Origin of the sequence: Xylophilus sp. GW821-FHT01B05, from assembly GCA_038961845.1 — a bacterium.
Taxonomy (GTDB): Bacteria; Pseudomonadota; Gammaproteobacteria; order Burkholderiales; family Burkholderiaceae_C; genus Xylophilus.
Map to the genome: position 1 here is coordinate 4,144,526 of CP152408.1, position 17,455 is coordinate 4,161,980.

Sequence of the window (17,455 nt, forward strand, 5' to 3'; positions counted from 1 at the left end):
CAAGAATGAGTCAAAGTGCCCAGCCCCAACAAACACAGCCCCCGTCCAGTCCGGCAGGCGGCGCTGGCGGCAACAAGACGCCCGTGCCGCTTCGGGCACGCGACCAGGTGCTGACGGCCATCGTCCTGATCCTCCTGGTCGCAGGAATTGCGTGGTACGCCATGCCGAGCGATACCGAGCACACCGAGGACGCCTACGTGGATGGCAACGTCGTGCAGGTGACGTCGCAGATCGCCGGCACCGTGACGGCCTTCATGGCAGACAACACCGATCACGTCATGGCCGGCGCACCGCTCGTCACGCTGAACCCGGTGGACCAGGAAGTCCAGTTCGAGCGCGCCCAGACGGCCCTGGCCAAGGCCACGCGGATGGCCAGGACGCAGTACTCGCAAGTCCAGCAGTTGCGGGCCGAAGTGGCGCAACGCCAGAACGATGTGCAGAAAGCCAGGACCGACCTGGACCGGCGCGCCAGGCTCGCCTCCAGCGGCGCCGTTTCGCGCGAGGAGATCAGCCATGCCGAAGACCTGCTGAAGAACGCCCAGGCCGCCCTGACCGCAGTGAACCAATCGCTGGCACAACGCCGCGCCATGGTCGATGGCACCAGCCTGCGGACGCATCCCGATGTGCTGGCCGCCGCCACCAACCTGCGCGATGCGTACATCGCGCGGGCGCGCACCTCCATTCTTTCCCCCGTCGAGGGCAGCGTCACCAAGCGCAGCGTGCAACTGGGCCAGCGCATCAATGCGGGTGTGGCGCTGATGTCCGTCGTCCCATTGGACGAGCTGTGGGTCAATGCCAATTTCAAGGAGTCGCAGCTGGCGCATCTGCGCATCGGCCAGCCGGCCGAGCTGACGGCCGAGGTCTATGGCCGCGACGTGGTCTACCACGGCAAGATCCTGGGCCTGGATGCCGGCACCGGCAGCGCCTTTGCGCTGCTGCCGGCCCAGAACGCGACGGGCAACTGGATCAAGGTGACGCAGCGCGTGCCGGTGCGGATTGCGCTGGACCCCAAGGAGGTCGCCCAGCAACCCTTGCGCGTCGGGCTGTCGATGCGCGTGTCGGTGGATACCGCCCGCCGCGACGGAGAAATGATCCGCACCGATGTCGCACCGAATTTCGCCTACAAGACCCAGGTCTACGACCATGAGTTGCGAGACGCCGATGCCATCGTGGAAGCCGTCATCCACGCCAACGAAGGCGGCTCGCGTACAGCGCAAGAGAAATAGGCACGCCCATGTACAGAAAACATGGCGCACTGCTGATGACGGTCTACCTGCTGTGCGCGCTCGAGTTCCTGCAGACCGGCATGATCGCCTTCGCCTCGGTCCCGATCCGCGGCGAGATCAATGCCAGCCCGGAGGAGTACAGCCTGGTCGCCGCGCTCTACGCCTGCGTGGCCGTGGTCGCCATCTCCAAGCAGCGCTGGTTGACCGAGCGGCTGGGCTGGCGCAACTATGTGCTCGGCTCGATCGGCATCTACATCGCCGGCGCACTGCTGTGCAGCATGAGCCACGACCTGCACACCTTTGCAGCGGGGCGCGTCGTCATGGCCCTGGGTGGCGCCTCCTTCATGACGGCATCGCGCGTCATCGTCAACCTCATCCCGCCGGGGCCGGGCCGCTTTGTCGGCATCAAGGTCTTTGCCATGGGCCTGGCCAGCGGCACGGCAGCCGCACCGCTGGTGGCATCCATCGCCGTCACCCATGACACCTGGCAGGCGATCTTCGGGGTTCTCATTGCCGGCTCGGTCTTGGCCGCGCTGCTCTCCTTGCGCTTTCTTCCCGGGGAACCAAAGCCCGAGAACGAGCGCACCAGCACCAGCCCTGCGCGCGTGCTTTTGCTGGCGCTCGCATCGTTCTTCTTCCTGTATGTGCTGCAGCGCTCCTACTACGACTTCTACAACGACACCAGCATCCTGCTGGTGTTCGCGGCCTTGGCCGTATTCGCCCTCTACACCTACTTCCATGTCGAGCACCGCCATGAGCGGCCCCTGTTGAAGATCCGCCAGCTCATGACCCCGCGCTACGTGTCGGGCGTGGCCCTGTTCTCATTCAGCTACGTGATCCTGGGCGCCAACAATTACGTGCTGCCCTCGTTCCTGCAAGTGGGCCTGGGCTATTCCTGGGAGACGATTGGCAGGTTCCAGTCCATGGGGCTGGCGGCTTCATTGCTCACCTGGATCGTGATGCTGCGGCTGCTGCCCAAGTACCCAGCGCCGAAGAAGTTCTTCGTCGCGGGATTCTTCTCGCTGGCGGCCTTCGGCTGGCTGCTGTCCTCGCTCACGCCAACGGCGGACATGTGGCGGCACATACTCCCGGCGCTGGCGCTGAACGGCTGCTTTGTCATGCTGGTGCTGGCCACCACCGCGATGCAGACCTTTCGCGATGTGGCCGGTGAAGACACGCTGTTCTCCCACGCCCAGCAGGTCAAGAACATGCTGGGCCAGATCGCCATGGCGATGGGCACCAGCATTGCCACCGTGCTCGTGCAATGGAGAAGCACGGTCCAGTACGGCTCGCTCAACGTGCGCATGAGCAGCCACGACCCGGTCTTTGTCCAGCAGTTGCAGCAGTTGGGCCAGTTCTTCTCGTCCTCACACGAGCCCGGCCAGGCCGCCCAGATCGCGCTGGCCGTGCAGGCGCAGCAGCTCGGCCAGCAGGCCTCGCTGATGGCGGGCATCGAGTATTTCTGGGTCGTGGTCTGGGTCGCGGCACTCGCGCTGGTGGTGTCCGTGTTGCAACGTGTCTTCCGGTGAACCGGTCGCACACAGTAGGAGAAATTTGATGAAACCGAAAGCCGCCATCCTGGCACTGGCCGCAGGTGCCTTTGGCATTGGCGTGACCGAGTTCGCCCCCATGGGCATGTTGCCGCTGATCGCGCATGACCTTGGCGTTTCCATTCCCTCCGCCGGCATATTGATCAGCGCCTACGCCTTGGGCGTGATGATCGGTGCGCCCCTCATGACGCTGATGACGGCCCGCGTGCCCAGGCGCGCGCTGCTGATCGGGCTGGCCGCCATCTTCACGCTCGGCAACCTGCTCTCGGCGATCTCCGGCGGCTACGCCATGCTGCTCGTCTCCCGCGTGATCACCTCGCTCAACCATGGCGCGTTCTTTGGCGTGGGTTCGGTGGTGGCGGCCGGCCTGGTCCCGCCGCAGCGGCGGGCAGCGGCGATATCGGCGATGTTCATGGGGCTGACCATTGCCAACGTGGTCGGCGTGCCGCTGGCGACGTGGGCCGGAGAGGCGCTGGGCTGGCGCGCCGCGTTCTGGGGCATCGGCGGGATAGGCGTCTTCACCATGCTGGCGCTGTGGAAGACGCTGCCCGCCATCCCCGCCCCGGCGGCCAGCAATGCCTATGCCGAACTGCGCGTGCTGGCACGCCGCCCTGTCTGGATCGCGCTCGGGCTGACGGTGCTCAGCTCCAGCGCCATGTTCACGGTGTTCACCTACATCGTCCCCATCCTGCGCCTCGAGACCGGTGCATCGACATCCTTCGTGACGGCCATGCTGGTCACCTATGGCGTGGGCCTTACCGTCGGCAACTGGATCGGCGGACGCTTCACAGACCGCTATCCAGACCGCACGCTGATGGTGTCGCTTGCCGCGCTCTCGATCTCGCTCGTGCTCCTGGCCATCTTCATGCCCTATACCTTGCCGACGGCAGTGCTCGTGTTCCTGTGGGGCGTGGCCAGCTTCGCCCTGATGCCGCCGCTGCAGATGCGCGTCATGGCTGCGGCTGAGGGCGCCCCAAACCTCGCGTCCTCGGTGAACATCGGCGCCTTCAACCTGGGCAACGCGACCGGCGCGGCGCTGGGTGGTGCGGTCATCGCCGCGGGCTTGCACTACCCCATCGTTGCCGTGGCGGGGGCCGTGACATCGGGCCTGGGCCTGCTGGCCGTGCTGCTGCTCCAGCGCCAGCCTGGCCGCGCGCCCCTGGCCCCGGTTGCAAAGCAGTTGCCATGAACACCACGCCCCCGCAGATCGTGATCGTTGGCGGCTCGCTGGCCGGCCTCACGCTGGCGCTGGCCTGCGCCGCCCGAGGTGTGCCTGTGCGTGTGCTGGAGCGATCTGCCCGGCGCGTGCTCGGCGGCGACAGCCTGAACATCGACTTTGCCGCGCTTGCAGCGACGGTTGGCCACGATCCGCGCAAGCATCTGGCACTGCCCATGGTGCCTGCCTATCGGGATCGCAACCTGACAACCTGGCCGGCGCTGTATGCCTGGCTGCATGACCGGGCCGCCGCAACACCCGGCATCACGCTCGAAGCAGGCCGGGCCGTCACATCGGTCGCAGACCTGGGCGAGCGTGCGCAACTCTTTTTCGCAGACGGCACGCAGAGCCTTGCCGCTGCGGTGATTGGCGCGGACGGCTATCACAGCACTGTCCGCCGGGCGATTGCGCCAGAGGCTCCATTTGCCCGCTATGCCGGCTATGTGGTGTGGCGCGGGCTGGTCGATGAACAGGCGCTGGCGCGCCCCGTGCCCTGGCCATCGAACGGTGGTTTATGGATTGAGCTGGTGGACGGATACCGCCTGGTGGCCGCGGCGCTGCCCGGCCGCGATGGGTCGGTGGAAGCCGGGCGGCGCCAGATCACCTTCGCATGGTTCGACGTACACCGGGAGGCCTTGCTGCGCCGCACCCACCGCCTGTCGGCGGATGGCTACATCGTGGGCACGCTCGGGCGGGGGACGATTGACGAAGCAGTCCGCGCAGAGCTGCTTGCGCTCATCCCGCAGTTGTGGCCACAGACATGGGCGGAGGCAGTGACTGCCGGGGTGCGTTCGACAGACGCCCTGAGCGGCGCCCCGATCGCCGAATACAAACCCGAGCGCCTGGCACGCGGCGCATTGGCCATCGTAGGTGATGCCGCCCATGTCGTATCCCCGATGACCGGGCGCGGCTTTGTGACCGGGATGGAAGATGCGGCGGTGCTGGCTCGGATGCTGGCAGAGCGGCCTGCGAGCGAGTCCATCCCCTCCGTTCTGGCCCGCTATGAAGCGGCGCGATTGCCCTTTACCCAAGCGCTGGTCACCCATTCAGAGCGGATCAGCGCCGACTATCTGCGCTATGCAGCAACGGCCTGATCGGGCGCCGTGACCATCCAGCCCCATGGGCTGCCTGCTAGCCGGCCAGTTCCGCCTGCAGCTCGGACACTTGGCGGCGCAGGGCTTCGTTCTCGACCGTCAGCTCGGCCACGCGCTGGCGCAGCGCCTGCAGGCTGTCGGCGGGCTCTGCGCCCTGCTCTTCTTGCTGCTGCGCCGCCGGCTCCTCGCGCGGTTTGCGCTTGGCGTCGCGCACGCGCTTGGCGGCTTGCTTCAGTTCGTCCTTGCCGGCGATGGCTGCCGCCCTTTGCTCTTCGGCCGGCAGGCTGGCCACGGCAGCGGCAGCATTGATGGAGATGGTGCCGGACTTGACGGCCGCCACCAGCTCGGGCGCGGCCTGCTTCTGGATCTTCTCGATCATCACCACCTGGCTGCTGCTGAGGCGCGCGGCCTTGGCGATGGCCTCGCGGCTGTTCAGGGTTTCGGAGGGCGGCAGACCCGCCTCGGCCGGCGCCGGCGGTGCATCCACGGCGGCAGGTGCCGGCACACGGGCGCGGCGCTCATTCACGATCTCTTTCTTGCGCAGCGCCAGCACGCCGCGCTGGAAGTCCGACACGCTGCGCCGCCCCAGGTGCTGGTCGATCATCCACAGGTGCACGTCTTCCATGGACTGAAAGCGCGTGTTCTGCACCGTCTGGAACGGCAGGCCGTGCTTCTGGCAAATGCCGTAGCGGTTGTGGCCGTCCACCAGCACCTCGCCCCACAGCACCAGTGCATCACGGCAGCCCTCGGCCAGGATGCTGCGCTCCAGCGCCTCGTGTTCATCCGGGGTCAGCGGGTCGATATAGGCTTTGAGTTCTTCGTTGACGACGATGTTCATGGGCGCGAGGTTTGGGAGGCAGGCAAAGGGGCGGGATTCTAGAGCCATCCCCTTCATGGGCTTTGAGGCCACCGGCCCTGCCCCCGGCACCTGGTCGGGCCCAAACGCTATTAAACATATAGCTAATATCCCAGGCAGCAGCTGGGCTAACGGCACTTTTCACCAAAAACCGCCCTATCCCGCAACCCCCACGCCCTGCCCAAAGTAAACCTCCTGGATATCCACCCGTTGCCGCAGTTCGGCCGCTGACCCATTCAGCACCGCGACGCCCGCCTCCAGCACCGTGGCGCGGTCTGCGTACTGCAAGGCGACGGTGGAGTTTTGCTCGGCCACCAGAATGGACAGGCCCTCTTCACGGTTGAGCCGCCGCAGTTGCTCGAAGATGTCGCGCACCACCAAAGGCGCAAGCCCCATCGAGGGCTCGTCCAGCACCAGCAGGCGGGGCCGCGACATCAAGGCGCGGCCGATGGCCGTCATCTGCTGCTCGCCACCCGAGGCCAGGCCGGCGAGTGTGCGGCGCTTGTCTTGCAGGCGCGGGAAGATGGCGTAGACGCGCGCCAGGTCCGCTGCCGCCTCCGCCCGCCGTGCGCTGCGGCCAAGCGCGCCGGTCAGCAGGTTCTCTTCCACCGTCAGGCTGCGAAAGCAGTGGCGCCCTTCCAGCACCTGCACCAGGCCCAGCCGCACCAGATCGGCCGGGCTGGTGCGCGCCACCTCATGCCCGTCGAAGACGATGCGCCCGGCCGTCACCTGCCCGCGCTCGGCTGGCAGCAGGTTGGATACGGCTTTCAGCGTGGTCGATTTGCCCGCGCCATTGGCGCCTAGCAGCGCGTGGATTTCACCCGCGCGCACTTCCAGGCTCACGCCGTGCAAGGCCACGATGGAGTGTTGGTAGACGGCTTCGATGGCGTCTATGTGCAACAGGGGATGTGTCATGTCCTGGTTTCCAGTTGGCGTGGGGCTGTGCGCGTGCACGGGCCACCGGGTACTCCCCTCCGCGAATGTCCCCCGCCTTCGGCTCCTCCTTTATTTCGCTGCGGGGAGCACCCGGCACCCCATGCACTGTGAGCGCCGCGCCTGTGCTGGCGGCCTAACTGCGGCGCTGAACGATCATGACGGCGGGGTGCCTTGCGTAGCGAAATAAAGGAGGAGGCCGCAGGCCGGGGGACATTCGCGGAGCAAGGCGCCCCGTCGGCGTGATCGCGCACTGAAGGACCTAGCTCCAGGCATGGAACGGCGGCTTCACACCGTTCAAGAAGTAGTTCCCCACAATCGCGTACTTCCACCGCACCGGGTCATGCAGCGTGTGCGTACGCGCATTGCGCCAATGGCGGTCCAGGTTGTACTGGCCCAAGGTGGAGCGCGTACCGGCCAGCTCAAACAGCTTGTTGGTGGCCAGGATGGCGATCTCGGTGGACAGCACCTTGGACTCGGCCACGGCGATCTGTGCGGCGGCAACGCTGTCGGCCGTGGGTGCGGCCACCGCACGGTCGATGGCGCGGCCAGCGCGCTCCAGGATCGCCTCGCTCGCATGCAGGCGAATCTGCAGGTCGCCAATCGCCTGGATCGAGTACGGGTCTTCCCAGGCATGGTCAAGCTGGCTGTCGATCCACGGGCGGGTCTTGGTGCGGATGAAGTCCTGCGTCTCGGCGATGGTGCCGCGCGCAATGCCCACATCGACAGCCGCCTGGATGATCTGGAAGATCGCGCCATCGGCCGAGGGGGTGTCGTAGCCCTTCCAGGCCGGGATCAAATGCGTCTTGGGTACCTTCACCTGGTCGATCAGCACCGTGCCGCTGAGCGTGGTGCGCTGGCCAAAGGCCGACCAGTCATCGATCACGGTCAGGCCCGGCGCATTGCGCTCGGCCACCACATACCAGGTACGGCCCTGCTCGTCATTGGCGACGATGGGCACGTAGTGCGCCAGCAGCGCGCCGGTGGAATAGAACTTCTTGCCGGTGACCACGACATGGTCGCCCGCATCGACAAAGCGCGTCTCGAAATCAGCGGCGCGCTTGGAGCCCGATTCAGAAAACGCATTGCCCCAGCGCACGCCGCGCAAGAAGTCGGCAAAGAACAGCTTCTGCTGCGCCGCATCCGACACCGTGCGCACCGCGGCCACAAAGCCCAGGTGGTTCTGCGTGATCTGGCCCAGCGACGGGTCTGCCGCCGAGATGATCGCGATCACCTCGGCCAGCGTGGCGTAAGACACCTCTGCCCCGCCAAAGGCCTTGGGCACGTTGATGGCCCACAGGCCGCTTTGCGAATAGGCATCTATCTCTTCCACCGGCCAGCGGCGCAGACGGTCGCGCTCAGAGGCGCCAACGATCAGCTTGGCGGCCAGCGCGTGCGCCACGGCAATCGCCTCTGCGTCGTCGCGGATCACATGGGCCGGCTGGGCCGCGCGCGGCAGGCCGGGCACCGCGTCGTTGGCGGCGGACTGGGTGGGTACGGAGGGTTGGAGAACAGCGGACATCAAAGTACCTTTCAATAGCGAGAGTTAGAGGTCGGCAAACCGTCAGTCATCAATGCTTTTACGCACCTTGATGTTCTTTTCCTTCGCATAGGCCAGCGAGGATTTCTCAATGATCGGCCGCAGCAGCTTCCAATCCGGTGCGATCCAGTCAGACACCACGTTCCACTTGCTGCCGTCCCACTGCTGGAAGGCCACGCGGCCGTCGCCTTCATGGTTGTCCCAGGTCACGTTGATCGAATGGAACAGGCCCTTGGCACCGAGCGCGGCGGCGCGCGCCTCATCGATCTTCAGGTTCTCGAAGCCCCAGCGCACTTCATCGCCGGTGAGCGTGCGCTTGCCAAACTTGGCCTGCGCGATGCGGATCGCTTCCACGTTCAAGATGCCGTTGAGCACACCCAGGTTGTGATAGACGCTGCCAATGCGCTTGGGGTCCTGCAGGTTGCCCTTGCCGGCGCCGTAGACGGTCTTGGTGATGTCCTGCAGCACCGGGTATTGCGCGCCGGCCGCCACGGTGGTGATGGCCACGTAGCCCTTGGCGGCGTCGCCGGCCGGGATCACGTCTTCTTCCGAGTTGGACCAGACGTTGCCAATGATGTGGTCCACCGGGAAGCCGGTTTTTTGCGCGGTCTTGAGCGCCACCGGGTTCATCACGCCCCAGCCGCGCAGCACCACGTAATCGGGCTTGGCACGGCGGATGGTCAGCCACTGCGACTGCTGCTCGTTGCCCGGGTGCGGCACCTCGATCTGCTGCACCGTGAAGCCGTACTTCTTGGCCAGCAGCTCATAGATCGGGATCGTCTCTTTGCCGTAGGGCGAGCCGTGGTACAGCACCACGATCTTCTTGCCCTTGAGCTTGTCGATGCCGCCCTCTTTGCCGCCGATGTAGTTGACGATGCCCGAGGTCTCGCTATAGGGGTTGAGCAGCAGCGGGAAGACGTACTTGAACACGCGGCCATCGGTGGTGTCGGTGCGGCCGTGGTTGATGGTCAGCAGCGGCACCTTGTCGGCCGTGACACGGTCGATCAGCGCGTAGGCGATGCCCACCGACAGCGGGTTCCAGGCGGCGATGCCGGGGCGCTGCTTGAGGCGCTCATACACCTCTACGCCGCGCTCCACCTCGTACTGGGTTTCGCCCTCTTCCCAGGTCAGCTTGACGCCGCCCACGCCGCCGTCACGCGTGTTGACCAGGTTCAGGTAGTCAATAAAGCCGCCGAAGAACCCGGTGCCGCCCGCCGCGTAAGGCCCCACGCGGTAGCTCTGCAGCGGGAAGAACTGTTCGTTGCCGTCGGCATGCGCGAACTGCAGGCCGCCTGCGGCCAGGGTGGCGGCTACGGCCGCGATGCGTAATGTCTTGAGCAATGACATGGTTGAAAACCCTCTGGATGGAATGTTGTGATGGGAGTCGTGACGGGAAAACGCTTTGCTCAGGCTGCGCGCGCTTGCCGCGGCCCAAGCCTTGATCGCAGCCGCGTCCACAGCGCGGCCAGGCCTTGCGGCTCTGCGATCAGGAAGAACAGGATCAGTGCGCCCAGCACGATGCGCTGGCTCATGTCGAGCACGCCGGAGTCAAACCAGCCGCCCAGCAGGAAGCTGCCCAGGCGCGAGAGCAGCAGCGGGAACACCACGATCAGCGCGGCCCCCAGAAACGCCCCGCGGATGGTGCCCAGGCCACCGATGATGATGATGAACAGGATCTGAAACGAGCGGTCCAGGTTGAAGCCTGCGGGCTCCACCGTGCGCAGATAGACAAAGCCCCACAGCACGCCGGCCACGCCCACGATGAAGGACGACACCGCAAACGCCAGCAGCTTGGTGCGCAGCACCGGCACGCCGATCACGCGCGCGGCCAGTTCGTTGTCGCGCACGGCGATGAAGTTGCGCCCGGTCTGCGTCTGCACCAGCCGCCAGGCCAGTGCGGTCAGCACCGTGACGATGCCCAGCGCAAACAGGTAGCGCGCCACCGGCGTCTCAAAAACATAGCCGCCCACGGCCAGCGGCGGCGCATCGATCACGCCCGACGCGCTGTCGTTGCTGAACCAGCTGAACTTGGTCAGCGCCCACTGCACAAAGAACTGCGCGGCCAGCGTCGAGACCGCCAGGTAGAAGCCGCGCAACCGCAGGCTGGGCAGGCCAAACACCACTCCAATGGCCGTGGCCGCCAGGCCCGCCAGCACGATGCTGGCCAGCAAGGGCAAGCCCGGCAGCCGCAGATTGAAGTTGTAGGCGGCAAACGCGCCCACCGCCATGAAGGCCGCCGTGCCCAGCGACAACTGGCCCGCATAGCCCGTCAGCAGGTTGAGCCCCACCGCCGCCAGGGACAGCGCAAGAAAGGGTGTCAGGATGGCATCGAACCAGTAGCCCGTGGCGACGAAGGGCACGACACCGAAGGCAATGGCCAGTACGGCCAGCGGTGCGCGCAGCGTGGGGTTGAGACTCATGTCAGGCTCTCTCCACCAATTTCTGCCCGAACAGCCCACGCGGGCGTACCAGCAGAAAAGCCAGCGCTGCCACATAGGCAAACCAGCTCTCGATGCCACCGCCCACATAGGGGCCCAGGTAGACCTCGGCCAGCTTCTCCAGCGCGCCGATCAGCAGGCCACCCACGATGGCGCCCAGGATGGAATCGAAGCCGCCCAGCACCAGCACCGGCAGCGCCTTGAGCACCACCAGCGACAGCGAGAACTGCACGCCCAGCCGCGCGCCCCACAGCAGGCCGGCCACCAGTGCGATCACGCCGGCCGTGGCCCATACCGTGGCCCAGATGCGCGGCAGGCGCAGGCCCACCGCAATGGCCGCAAAGCTGTCGTCGGCCACCGCGCGAAAGGCCAGCCCCACGCGGGTGTAGCGGAAGAAGGCCGCCAGCAGCGCCACCATCAGGCCGGCAGTGGCGGCGGCAAACAGATCAAAGCTCGACACCAGGATGCCGAAGAAATCCAGCGGCGCATCCGATATGCCCAGCTCCAGCGCATGCACCTGGGTGCCCCACAGCAGCTGCGCCACGCCTTCGATCACATAGGACAGCCCCAGCGTCGCCATGAACAGCGTGATGGGCGGCTGGTTCACCAGCGGCCGCAGCACCACGCGCTCTATCGCCAGGCCCAGCAGCAGCATCAGCGCAAAGGTCAGCAACAACGCCAGCGCAAAAGGCAGGCCGCGCTCGACCAGGCTGACAAAGGTCAGCGCCGCAAACAGCAACTGCGCGCCCTGCGCAAAGTTGAGCACGCCCGAGGTCTTGTAGATCAGCACAAAGCCAATGGCCACCAGCGAATACATCACGCCCGACAGCAAGCCGCCGATCAGCACCTCAAGGAAGAAAGAAAAGTCTTCCATCAGCGGCCGCCCTCTTCGTTTTCTGCGCCTTCATGGGCCACGCCCAAATAGGCGTCGATCACGGCGGGGTCGGCGCGTACCTCGGCCGGCGTGCCGTCTGCAATCTTGCGGCCGTAGTCCAGCACCGCCACGCGGTCCGACAGGCCCAGCACCACGCCAATGTCGTGCTCTATCAGCAGGATGGTGGTGCCGAACTCATCGCGCGCGGCGCGCACGAAGTGCGCCATCTCGCTCTTCTCGGTCACGGTCATGCCGGCCATGGGCTCGTCCAGCAGCAGCAGCCGGGGCCGTGCCACCAGCGCGCGGGCCAGTTCCACGCGCTTTTGCAGGCCGTAGGGCAAGGTGCCGGCCAGCCGCTCGCGCACGCTTTGCAGGCCCAGAAAGTTGATGATGGCGTCGGCCCGCGCCTCTGCGTCCAGCCGCTCGCGGCGTGCGCGGCCCAGGCCAATCAGTTGCTCCACAAAGCTGGCGCGGCCGGCATCAACCCGGCCAATCACGATGTTGTCGTGCACGCTCAGGCCCTTGAACAGCGCCAGGTTCTGGAAGGTGCGTGCCACGCCCAGGCGCGCCAGCTTTGCGGTCGGTACCTGGGCAAAGTCCTGCCCGCCGATCCAGACCCGGCCACGGTCGGGCCGGTACAAGCCGCTGATGATGTTGACCAGCGAACTCTTGCCCGCGCCGTTGGGGCCAATCACCGCGCGGATCTCGCCTGCGGCAATCGACAGGTCCACGCCCGCCAGCGCGGTCACGCCACCAAAAGACAGGTCGATACCGGCCAGCCGCAGCACCGGCGCGGCAGCGGCATCCGCCGTGCGCGCATTGGGCGAGAAACCGCCGCGCGCACGCGCGGGCGGCTCAAGGCTGCGCCGGGCCGCCAGCGGCGGTGCGGCATCCAGGGTGGCGCTGGGCATGGTCGGCTCCGCGCTCAGGCCACGGCTTCGAGGGCGGCGGGCTCGCGCTGCTGGGCCTGTGCGGCTTCCAGCTCACGCACCAGCGGCAGCACCTTCTCGCCGAAGTACTCCACCTCCTCGATGAAGTGCAGGAAGCCCGTCAGGACGAGGTCGACGCCGATGGCCTTGAGCGCCACGATGCGCTCGGCAATCTGTTGCGGCGTGCCGATGAGGTTGGTGCGGAAGCCGTCGTTGTACTGCACGAGGTCTTCGAAGGTGGACTTGGCCCAGTTGCCCTCACCTTCGGGCGAAGACTTGCCGGCCTGCTTGGCCGCATCGCCGAAGGCGTGCACCGCCTCGACGTGTGCGTGCTTGATGATGTCGGCCAGCACGGCCTTGGCTTCCTCTTCGGTGTCGCGGGCGATGACGAACGCGTTCACGCCGATGCGCACCGTGTGGCCGTTCTGCGCGGCCTTGGCCTGGATGTCGTCGATCTGCGCCTTCAGGCCCTCGGGCGTGTTGCCGTTGGTGAAGTACCAATCCGACACGCTGGCCGCGTTGTCGCGTGCGGCACGCGAGCTGCCACCTTGGAAGATTTCGGGGTGGGGCTTTTGCACCGGCTTCGGGCTCAGCGTGTAGTCGCTGAAGCGATAGAAGTCGCCCTTGAAGGTGAAGTTGTCCTGCGTCCAGATGCCCTTGAGCGCGCGGATGAATTCGTTGGAGCGGCGATAGCGCTCGTCATGCTCCAGCCACGGCTCGCCAATGGCCTGGAACTCGCCCTTGAACCAGCCGCTCACCACGTTGATGGCAATGCGGCCGTTGGAGATGTGGTCGATGGTGGCGATCTGCTTGGCCACCACGGCCGGGTTCCACGGGCCGGGCAGGATGGCGGCCAGCACCTTGAGCTTGGTGGTGGCATGCAGCAGCGCCTGGCTGAAAGAGACCGACTCGTGCTGGTACTCCGCGCCATAGCCCGCCGTGAAGCGGATCTGGCTCAGCGCGTATTCAAAGCCGGCCTTCTCTGCCGCCAATGCCAGGCGCTGGTTGTACTCAAGGCTCCAGTCGGTGCGTTGCTCGATGGTGCTGACCACCAGGCCGCCACTGACATTGGGCACCCAGTAGGCGAACTTGACGGCGGCGGGCGTGGGCGATGCTTGGCTCATGGGAGGCTCCTGTGTGAACGATGGAACGGACTTGTTTCAGGCGGCCAGTGCAACAGGCACGGGCTTGCGAATGGCGGGCGCGGCATTGCGCAGGTGCGGCACGGCGCGCTCAGCCGCCAGCGCGATGCGCTCACGCAGCGCGGGGCTGGCGATCTCGTAGCCGTCGAAGTCTTTCTCGACCGCGTACACGCCTATGGGCAAGGTGAGCGCCTGGAAGAAGCTGAACAGCGGGCGCAACTGGTGGTCGATCACCAGCGCATGGCGGTCGCTGCCGCCCGTGGCCGCAAGCAGCACCGGCTTGTTAGTGAGGGCCTCGTGGTGAACAAAGTCAAACAGGTGCTTGAACAGCCCCGTGTAAGAACCGCGATACACCGGGCTGGCGACCAGCAGCAGGTCGGCAGATTCGATGGCCGCCACCTGGGCCTCGACCGCTGCCGGCAGTTGGCTGCGGTACAGCGTGCCCGCAAACTGCGGGCCGATGTCGCCCAGCTCGATCAGGTGAACGTCAATCGGCAGCGCATCACCCAGCGCGGCCAGAAGTTGCTCCACCAGCACCAGCGTGCGCGAGGGGCGTTGCAGGCTGCCGGAGACGGCAACGACTTTCAGTTTTCGACTCATGTTGATACCTCTGTTTGAAAGCTGCGATCGGTTCGCGGCGCGCTGCATATATGCGAATGGCGTGCCACTTTGTTTTCTCTTTTGAATCAATGGCTTAGAGAAAAACAGCCATTGCCGCGCATGCTGAATCGGCAGCAGGCTGCGGGTCGGTTGCTGATCCATCAGCAGCGCTGCGGCCTTAGTCGCCCGGGGTACATCGGTATGCGGCGATCAGATGAACGCCAGGCAGCAATCGGGTGAAAAAGTTGCTGCATGTGCAGCAGGACTGCCAGGCCAAGAAAGGATTTGCGTTGGCAGGTGACGGTGCGAAGGACGCCGGGTACTCCCCTCCGCGAATGTCCCCCGCCTTCGGCTCCTCCTTTATTTCGCTACGGGAAGCACCCGGCGCCCTTCGCACAACGAGCGCGGCGCCAGTTCCAACCGCTCAAGCAGAGCGCCCATCGATCGCGTCGATGGCGTGTTCTGCGCAGCGAAATCAAGGAGGAGGCCGAAGGCCGGGGGACATTCGCGGAGCAGAACGCGCCGTCGGCGTGATCGCTCCCGAACCAGACAAGCTAGGAATAAAAGCTAGGAGCAGGCACACGCCCATTGAGCGCCCACTCACCCAACTCGCGCACCTTGTAATCCACCGGATCGTGCAGCGTGTGCACGCGCAGATTGCGCCAGTAGCGATCCAGCCGCAGCGCAGCCGTAGTCGCCCGCGCACCGGTGACCTCAAACATCCGGTGCACCACCTCCAGGCTGGCGCGCGTGGTCGCAACCTTGGCTGCAGCCACCGCGATAGCCACCGCACCGCGCTCGGCCTCACTCAAGACCGTGCCGCGCAACCAAGCCTGGTCAAAGGCCGCAGCAGCCTGAACCAACAACGCACGCGAGCCCTCCAGCGCCAGCCAGAAGTCACCGTAATGCGTGAGGACGTACGGATCTTCGTTAGCGCTGGCCGCAGTCGATGCCATCCACGGCCGGCCCTGCTGCTGCGTGAAGGCACGCGCCTCGGCCAGCGCGCCCTCGCCCAGGCCCTGGTAGATATTGGCCAGGATCAGTTGCGCCAGCAATGGGCGCAAACAGGCGAAGGGGGTAGACAGCGGTCCGGGGTCGGTCAGCAGCTCGTGCGCGGCGACCTCTACCTGCTCGAACAGCACGCTGCCGCTGTCGGTCTGGCGCTGGCCCATGTTGTCCCAGTCGTCCAGCACGCGGATGCCGGCGCGGTGCGTGGGCACGATGCCGATCAGCAGCTTGCCGGCAGGGTCCAGCGCAGAGGCCACCAGCATGTCGGAATCGCTCGCGCCCGAGCAAAAGCTTTTGCGGCCGGAGAAGATGTAGCCATCACCCAGCGGCTCGGCGCGCGTGGATTTGTCCAGCGGGTTCAGCGCATTGCCCCAGAACCAGCGCTGCGCCAGCGTCTGCTCTATCCAGGGCTGCCACTGCGCGCGCTGGCCAAACAGTTGCGTGGTGGCCAGCAGCAGGTGGTGGAAGGCGAACAGATGCGCGACCGAGCTATCTACCCGCGCAAAGCCGCGCACCACGTCCAGCGTCTGCTGCCAGCTGGCACCCAGGCCGCCCAGCGCCGCCGGAATGCTCAGGCCCAGCAGGCCGCTGTGGCGCAGCAGATCGCGCTCGGTCTTGGCCGTACCGCCGCGCTGGTCGCGCGCCACGGCCGTGGCGGCCAGCGCCTGGGTCAGCCCCTGCACCGCGTCCTGCCAGGGCAGCGGGCCGGCGCCGGCCTCGGACTGGAAGTGCTTCATGCAGCAGCCTTCTGGCGCGCCGGCGGCACGATGTCATTGGCAATGACCTCGCCAAACGGCCCGGTGATGTTGGCCTGGCCCGGTGGTCGCACATGGTCCAGCGGCAGCAGCGGAAACAGCAGCTCGGCCACGCGGTAGGCTTCTTCCAGGTGCGGGTAACCAGAGAAGATGAAGGTCTCCACGCCCAGCGCCGCGTATTCCTTGATGCGTGCCGCCACCTCTTCCGGGCTGCCCACCAGCGCCGTGCCCGCGCCGCCGCGCACCAGGCCCACGCCGGCCCACAGATTGGGCGACACCTCCAGCTTGTCGCGCCGGCCGCCGTGCAATGCCGCCATGCGCTGTTGGCCCACGGAATCGAAGCGCGAGAAGGCCTTTTGCGCAGCGGCAATGGTGTCGTCGGTCACGTAGGAAATAAGCTCATCCGCCGCACGCCAGGCCGCCTCGCTGGTCTCGCGCACGATCACATGCAGGCGTATGCCAAAGCGCAGCGTGCGCCCATGCCTGGCGGCGGCGGCGCGCGCCTTGGCGATCTTGTCGGCCACGTCTGCGGGCGGCTCGCCCCAGGTCAGGTAGACATCGACCTGCTCGCCCGCCAGCTCAATGGCCGCCTCTGACGATCCACCAAACCACAGCGGCGGATACGGCTTTTGTACCGGTGGGTAGAGCGTCTTGGCGTTCTCCACGCGCAGGTGCTTGCCGCTGAAGTTGACCGTCTCGCCGGCCGCCACGCCGCGCCAGATGCGCAGGAATTCATCCGTGACTTCATAGCGCTCGGCATGCGTCAGAAAGCTGCCGTCGCCATGCTGCTCATCCGGGTCGCCGCCGGTCACCACGTTGATCAGCAGGCGGCCATCAGAGAAGCGGTCCAGCGTGGCGGCCTGCCGCGCAGACACGGTGGGCGAGATGATGCCGGGCCGGATCGCCACCAAAAACTTGAGCCGCTCGGTCTGCGTTGCCAGCGCCGACGCCACCACCCACGAGTCCTCGCAAGAGCGGCCGGTGGGGATCAGCACGCCCTCGTAACCCAGCTCGTCTGCCGCCTGCGCCACCTGCCGCAGGTAGTGGTGGCTCACGGTGCGCGCGCCGTGCGATGTGCCCAGGTAGCGGCTGTCGCCGTGCGTGGGAAGAAACCAGAAAAGTTGCATGGGGTGCCTTGGCATTGCAGGTCGTCAGGGGCAGGGTTCAGCAGTTAGCGTGCCAATGGCCTTGCCTGCACAAACGGCGCAAACGGCGCGTGAATTGCTGCTGCAGCAGCAACCCATCACCACCCGTGCTGCATACAGCACAGCACGCAGACACATTTGCTGCCATG

Annotated in this window: 15 protein-coding genes; 4 read left to right on the plus strand and 11 right to left on the minus strand. The window is 66.2% G+C overall.

The window, feature by feature from the left end; all coding sequences use genetic code 11:
* Nucleotides 1-5: 5 nt before the first annotated feature.
* The 4 genes from AAFF27_19270 to AAFF27_19285 are packed head-to-tail and all read left to right on the plus strand — an operon-like array spanning nt 6 to nt 5,086.
* Nucleotides 6-1,226 (plus strand): efflux RND transporter periplasmic adaptor subunit, encoded by a 1,221-nt coding sequence (locus AAFF27_19270; protein XAH22142.1) that lies wholly within the window; start codon nt 6-8, stop codon nt 1,224-1,226.
* A gap of 8 nt (nt 1,227-1,234) precedes the next feature.
* Nucleotides 1,235-2,755 (plus strand): MFS transporter, encoded by a 1,521-nt coding sequence (locus tag AAFF27_19275; GenBank protein ID XAH22143.1) that lies wholly within the window; start codon nt 1,235-1,237, stop codon nt 2,753-2,755.
* A gap of 28 nt (nt 2,756-2,783) precedes the next feature.
* Complete coding sequence (locus AAFF27_19280; GenBank protein ID XAH22144.1) at nt 2,784-3,965, plus strand: MFS transporter; 1,182 nt, start codon at nt 2,784-2,786, stop codon at nt 3,963-3,965.
* Nucleotides 3,962-5,086 carry an FAD-dependent monooxygenase gene (locus tag AAFF27_19285; protein XAH22145.1) on the plus strand — a complete coding sequence of 375 codons (1,125 nt, stop codon included), beginning with the start codon at nt 3,962-3,964 and terminating at the stop codon, nt 5,084-5,086. The genes AAFF27_19280 and AAFF27_19285 overlap by 4 nt, the downstream gene beginning before the upstream one ends.
* Before the next feature lie 37 nt (nt 5,087-5,123).
* On the opposite strand, the gene AAFF27_19290 is transcribed toward AAFF27_19285, so the two are convergent.
* From AAFF27_19290 to ssuD, 11 genes are all read right to left on the minus strand, one after another.
* Nucleotides 5,124-5,924, minus strand: coding sequence for a plasmid replication/partition related protein (locus AAFF27_19290; protein XAH22146.1), 801 nt, complete (start codon nt 5,922-5,924; stop codon nt 5,124-5,126).
* Nucleotides 5,925-6,098: 174 nt separating this feature from the next.
* Complete coding sequence (locus AAFF27_19295; GenBank protein ID XAH22147.1) at nt 6,099-6,857, minus strand: ABC transporter ATP-binding protein; 759 nt, start codon at nt 6,855-6,857, stop codon at nt 6,099-6,101.
* A gap of 280 nt (nt 6,858-7,137) precedes the next feature.
* Nucleotides 7,138-8,397 carry an SfnB family sulfur acquisition oxidoreductase gene (locus AAFF27_19300; protein ID XAH22148.1) on the minus strand — a complete coding sequence of 420 codons (1,260 nt, stop codon included), beginning with the start codon at nt 8,395-8,397 and terminating at the stop codon, nt 7,138-7,140.
* A gap of 42 nt (nt 8,398-8,439) precedes the next feature.
* The gene (locus tag AAFF27_19305; protein XAH22149.1) at nt 8,440-9,762 is read right to left on the minus strand and encodes an ABC transporter substrate-binding protein; all 1,323 of its coding nucleotides are present in this window, start codon (nt 9,760-9,762) and stop codon (nt 8,440-8,442) included.
* A gap of 59 nt (nt 9,763-9,821) precedes the next feature.
* On the minus strand, nt 9,822-10,835 hold the full coding sequence (locus tag AAFF27_19310; GenBank protein XAH22150.1) for a branched-chain amino acid ABC transporter permease: 1,014 nt from the start codon (nt 10,833-10,835) through the stop codon (nt 9,822-9,824).
* Between the two features lies 1 nt (nt 10,836).
* Nucleotides 10,837-11,727: a branched-chain amino acid ABC transporter permease gene (locus AAFF27_19315; GenBank protein ID XAH22151.1), complete on the minus strand. Its 891-nt coding sequence runs from the start codon at nt 11,725-11,727 to the stop codon at nt 10,837-10,839.
* Nucleotides 11,727-12,638, minus strand: a complete 912-nt coding sequence (locus tag AAFF27_19320; protein ID XAH22152.1) for an ABC transporter ATP-binding protein — start codon at nt 12,636-12,638, stop codon at nt 11,727-11,729. Before AAFF27_19320 ends, AAFF27_19315 begins: the two co-directional genes overlap by 1 nt.
* 14 nt (nt 12,639-12,652) lie before the next feature.
* Nucleotides 12,653-13,780, minus strand: a complete 1,128-nt coding sequence (gene sfnG, locus AAFF27_19325; GenBank protein ID XAH22153.1) for a dimethylsulfone monooxygenase SfnG — start codon at nt 13,778-13,780, stop codon at nt 12,653-12,655.
* Nucleotides 13,781-13,816: 36 nt separating this feature from the next.
* Nucleotides 13,817-14,398 (minus strand): FMN reductase, encoded by a 582-nt coding sequence (gene msuE, locus AAFF27_19330; protein XAH22154.1) that lies wholly within the window; start codon nt 14,396-14,398, stop codon nt 13,817-13,819.
* A gap of 554 nt (nt 14,399-14,952) precedes the next feature.
* Complete coding sequence (locus AAFF27_19335; protein ID XAH22155.1) at nt 14,953-16,143, minus strand: acyl-CoA dehydrogenase family protein; 1,191 nt, start codon at nt 16,141-16,143, stop codon at nt 14,953-14,955.
* Entirely contained in the window at nt 16,140-17,288 is a 1,149-nt protein-coding gene (ssuD, locus tag AAFF27_19340) for an FMNH2-dependent alkanesulfonate monooxygenase (GenBank protein XAH22156.1), read from the minus strand. The genes AAFF27_19335 and ssuD overlap by 4 nt, the downstream gene beginning before the upstream one ends.
* Nucleotides 17,289-17,455 lie beyond the last annotated feature (167 nt).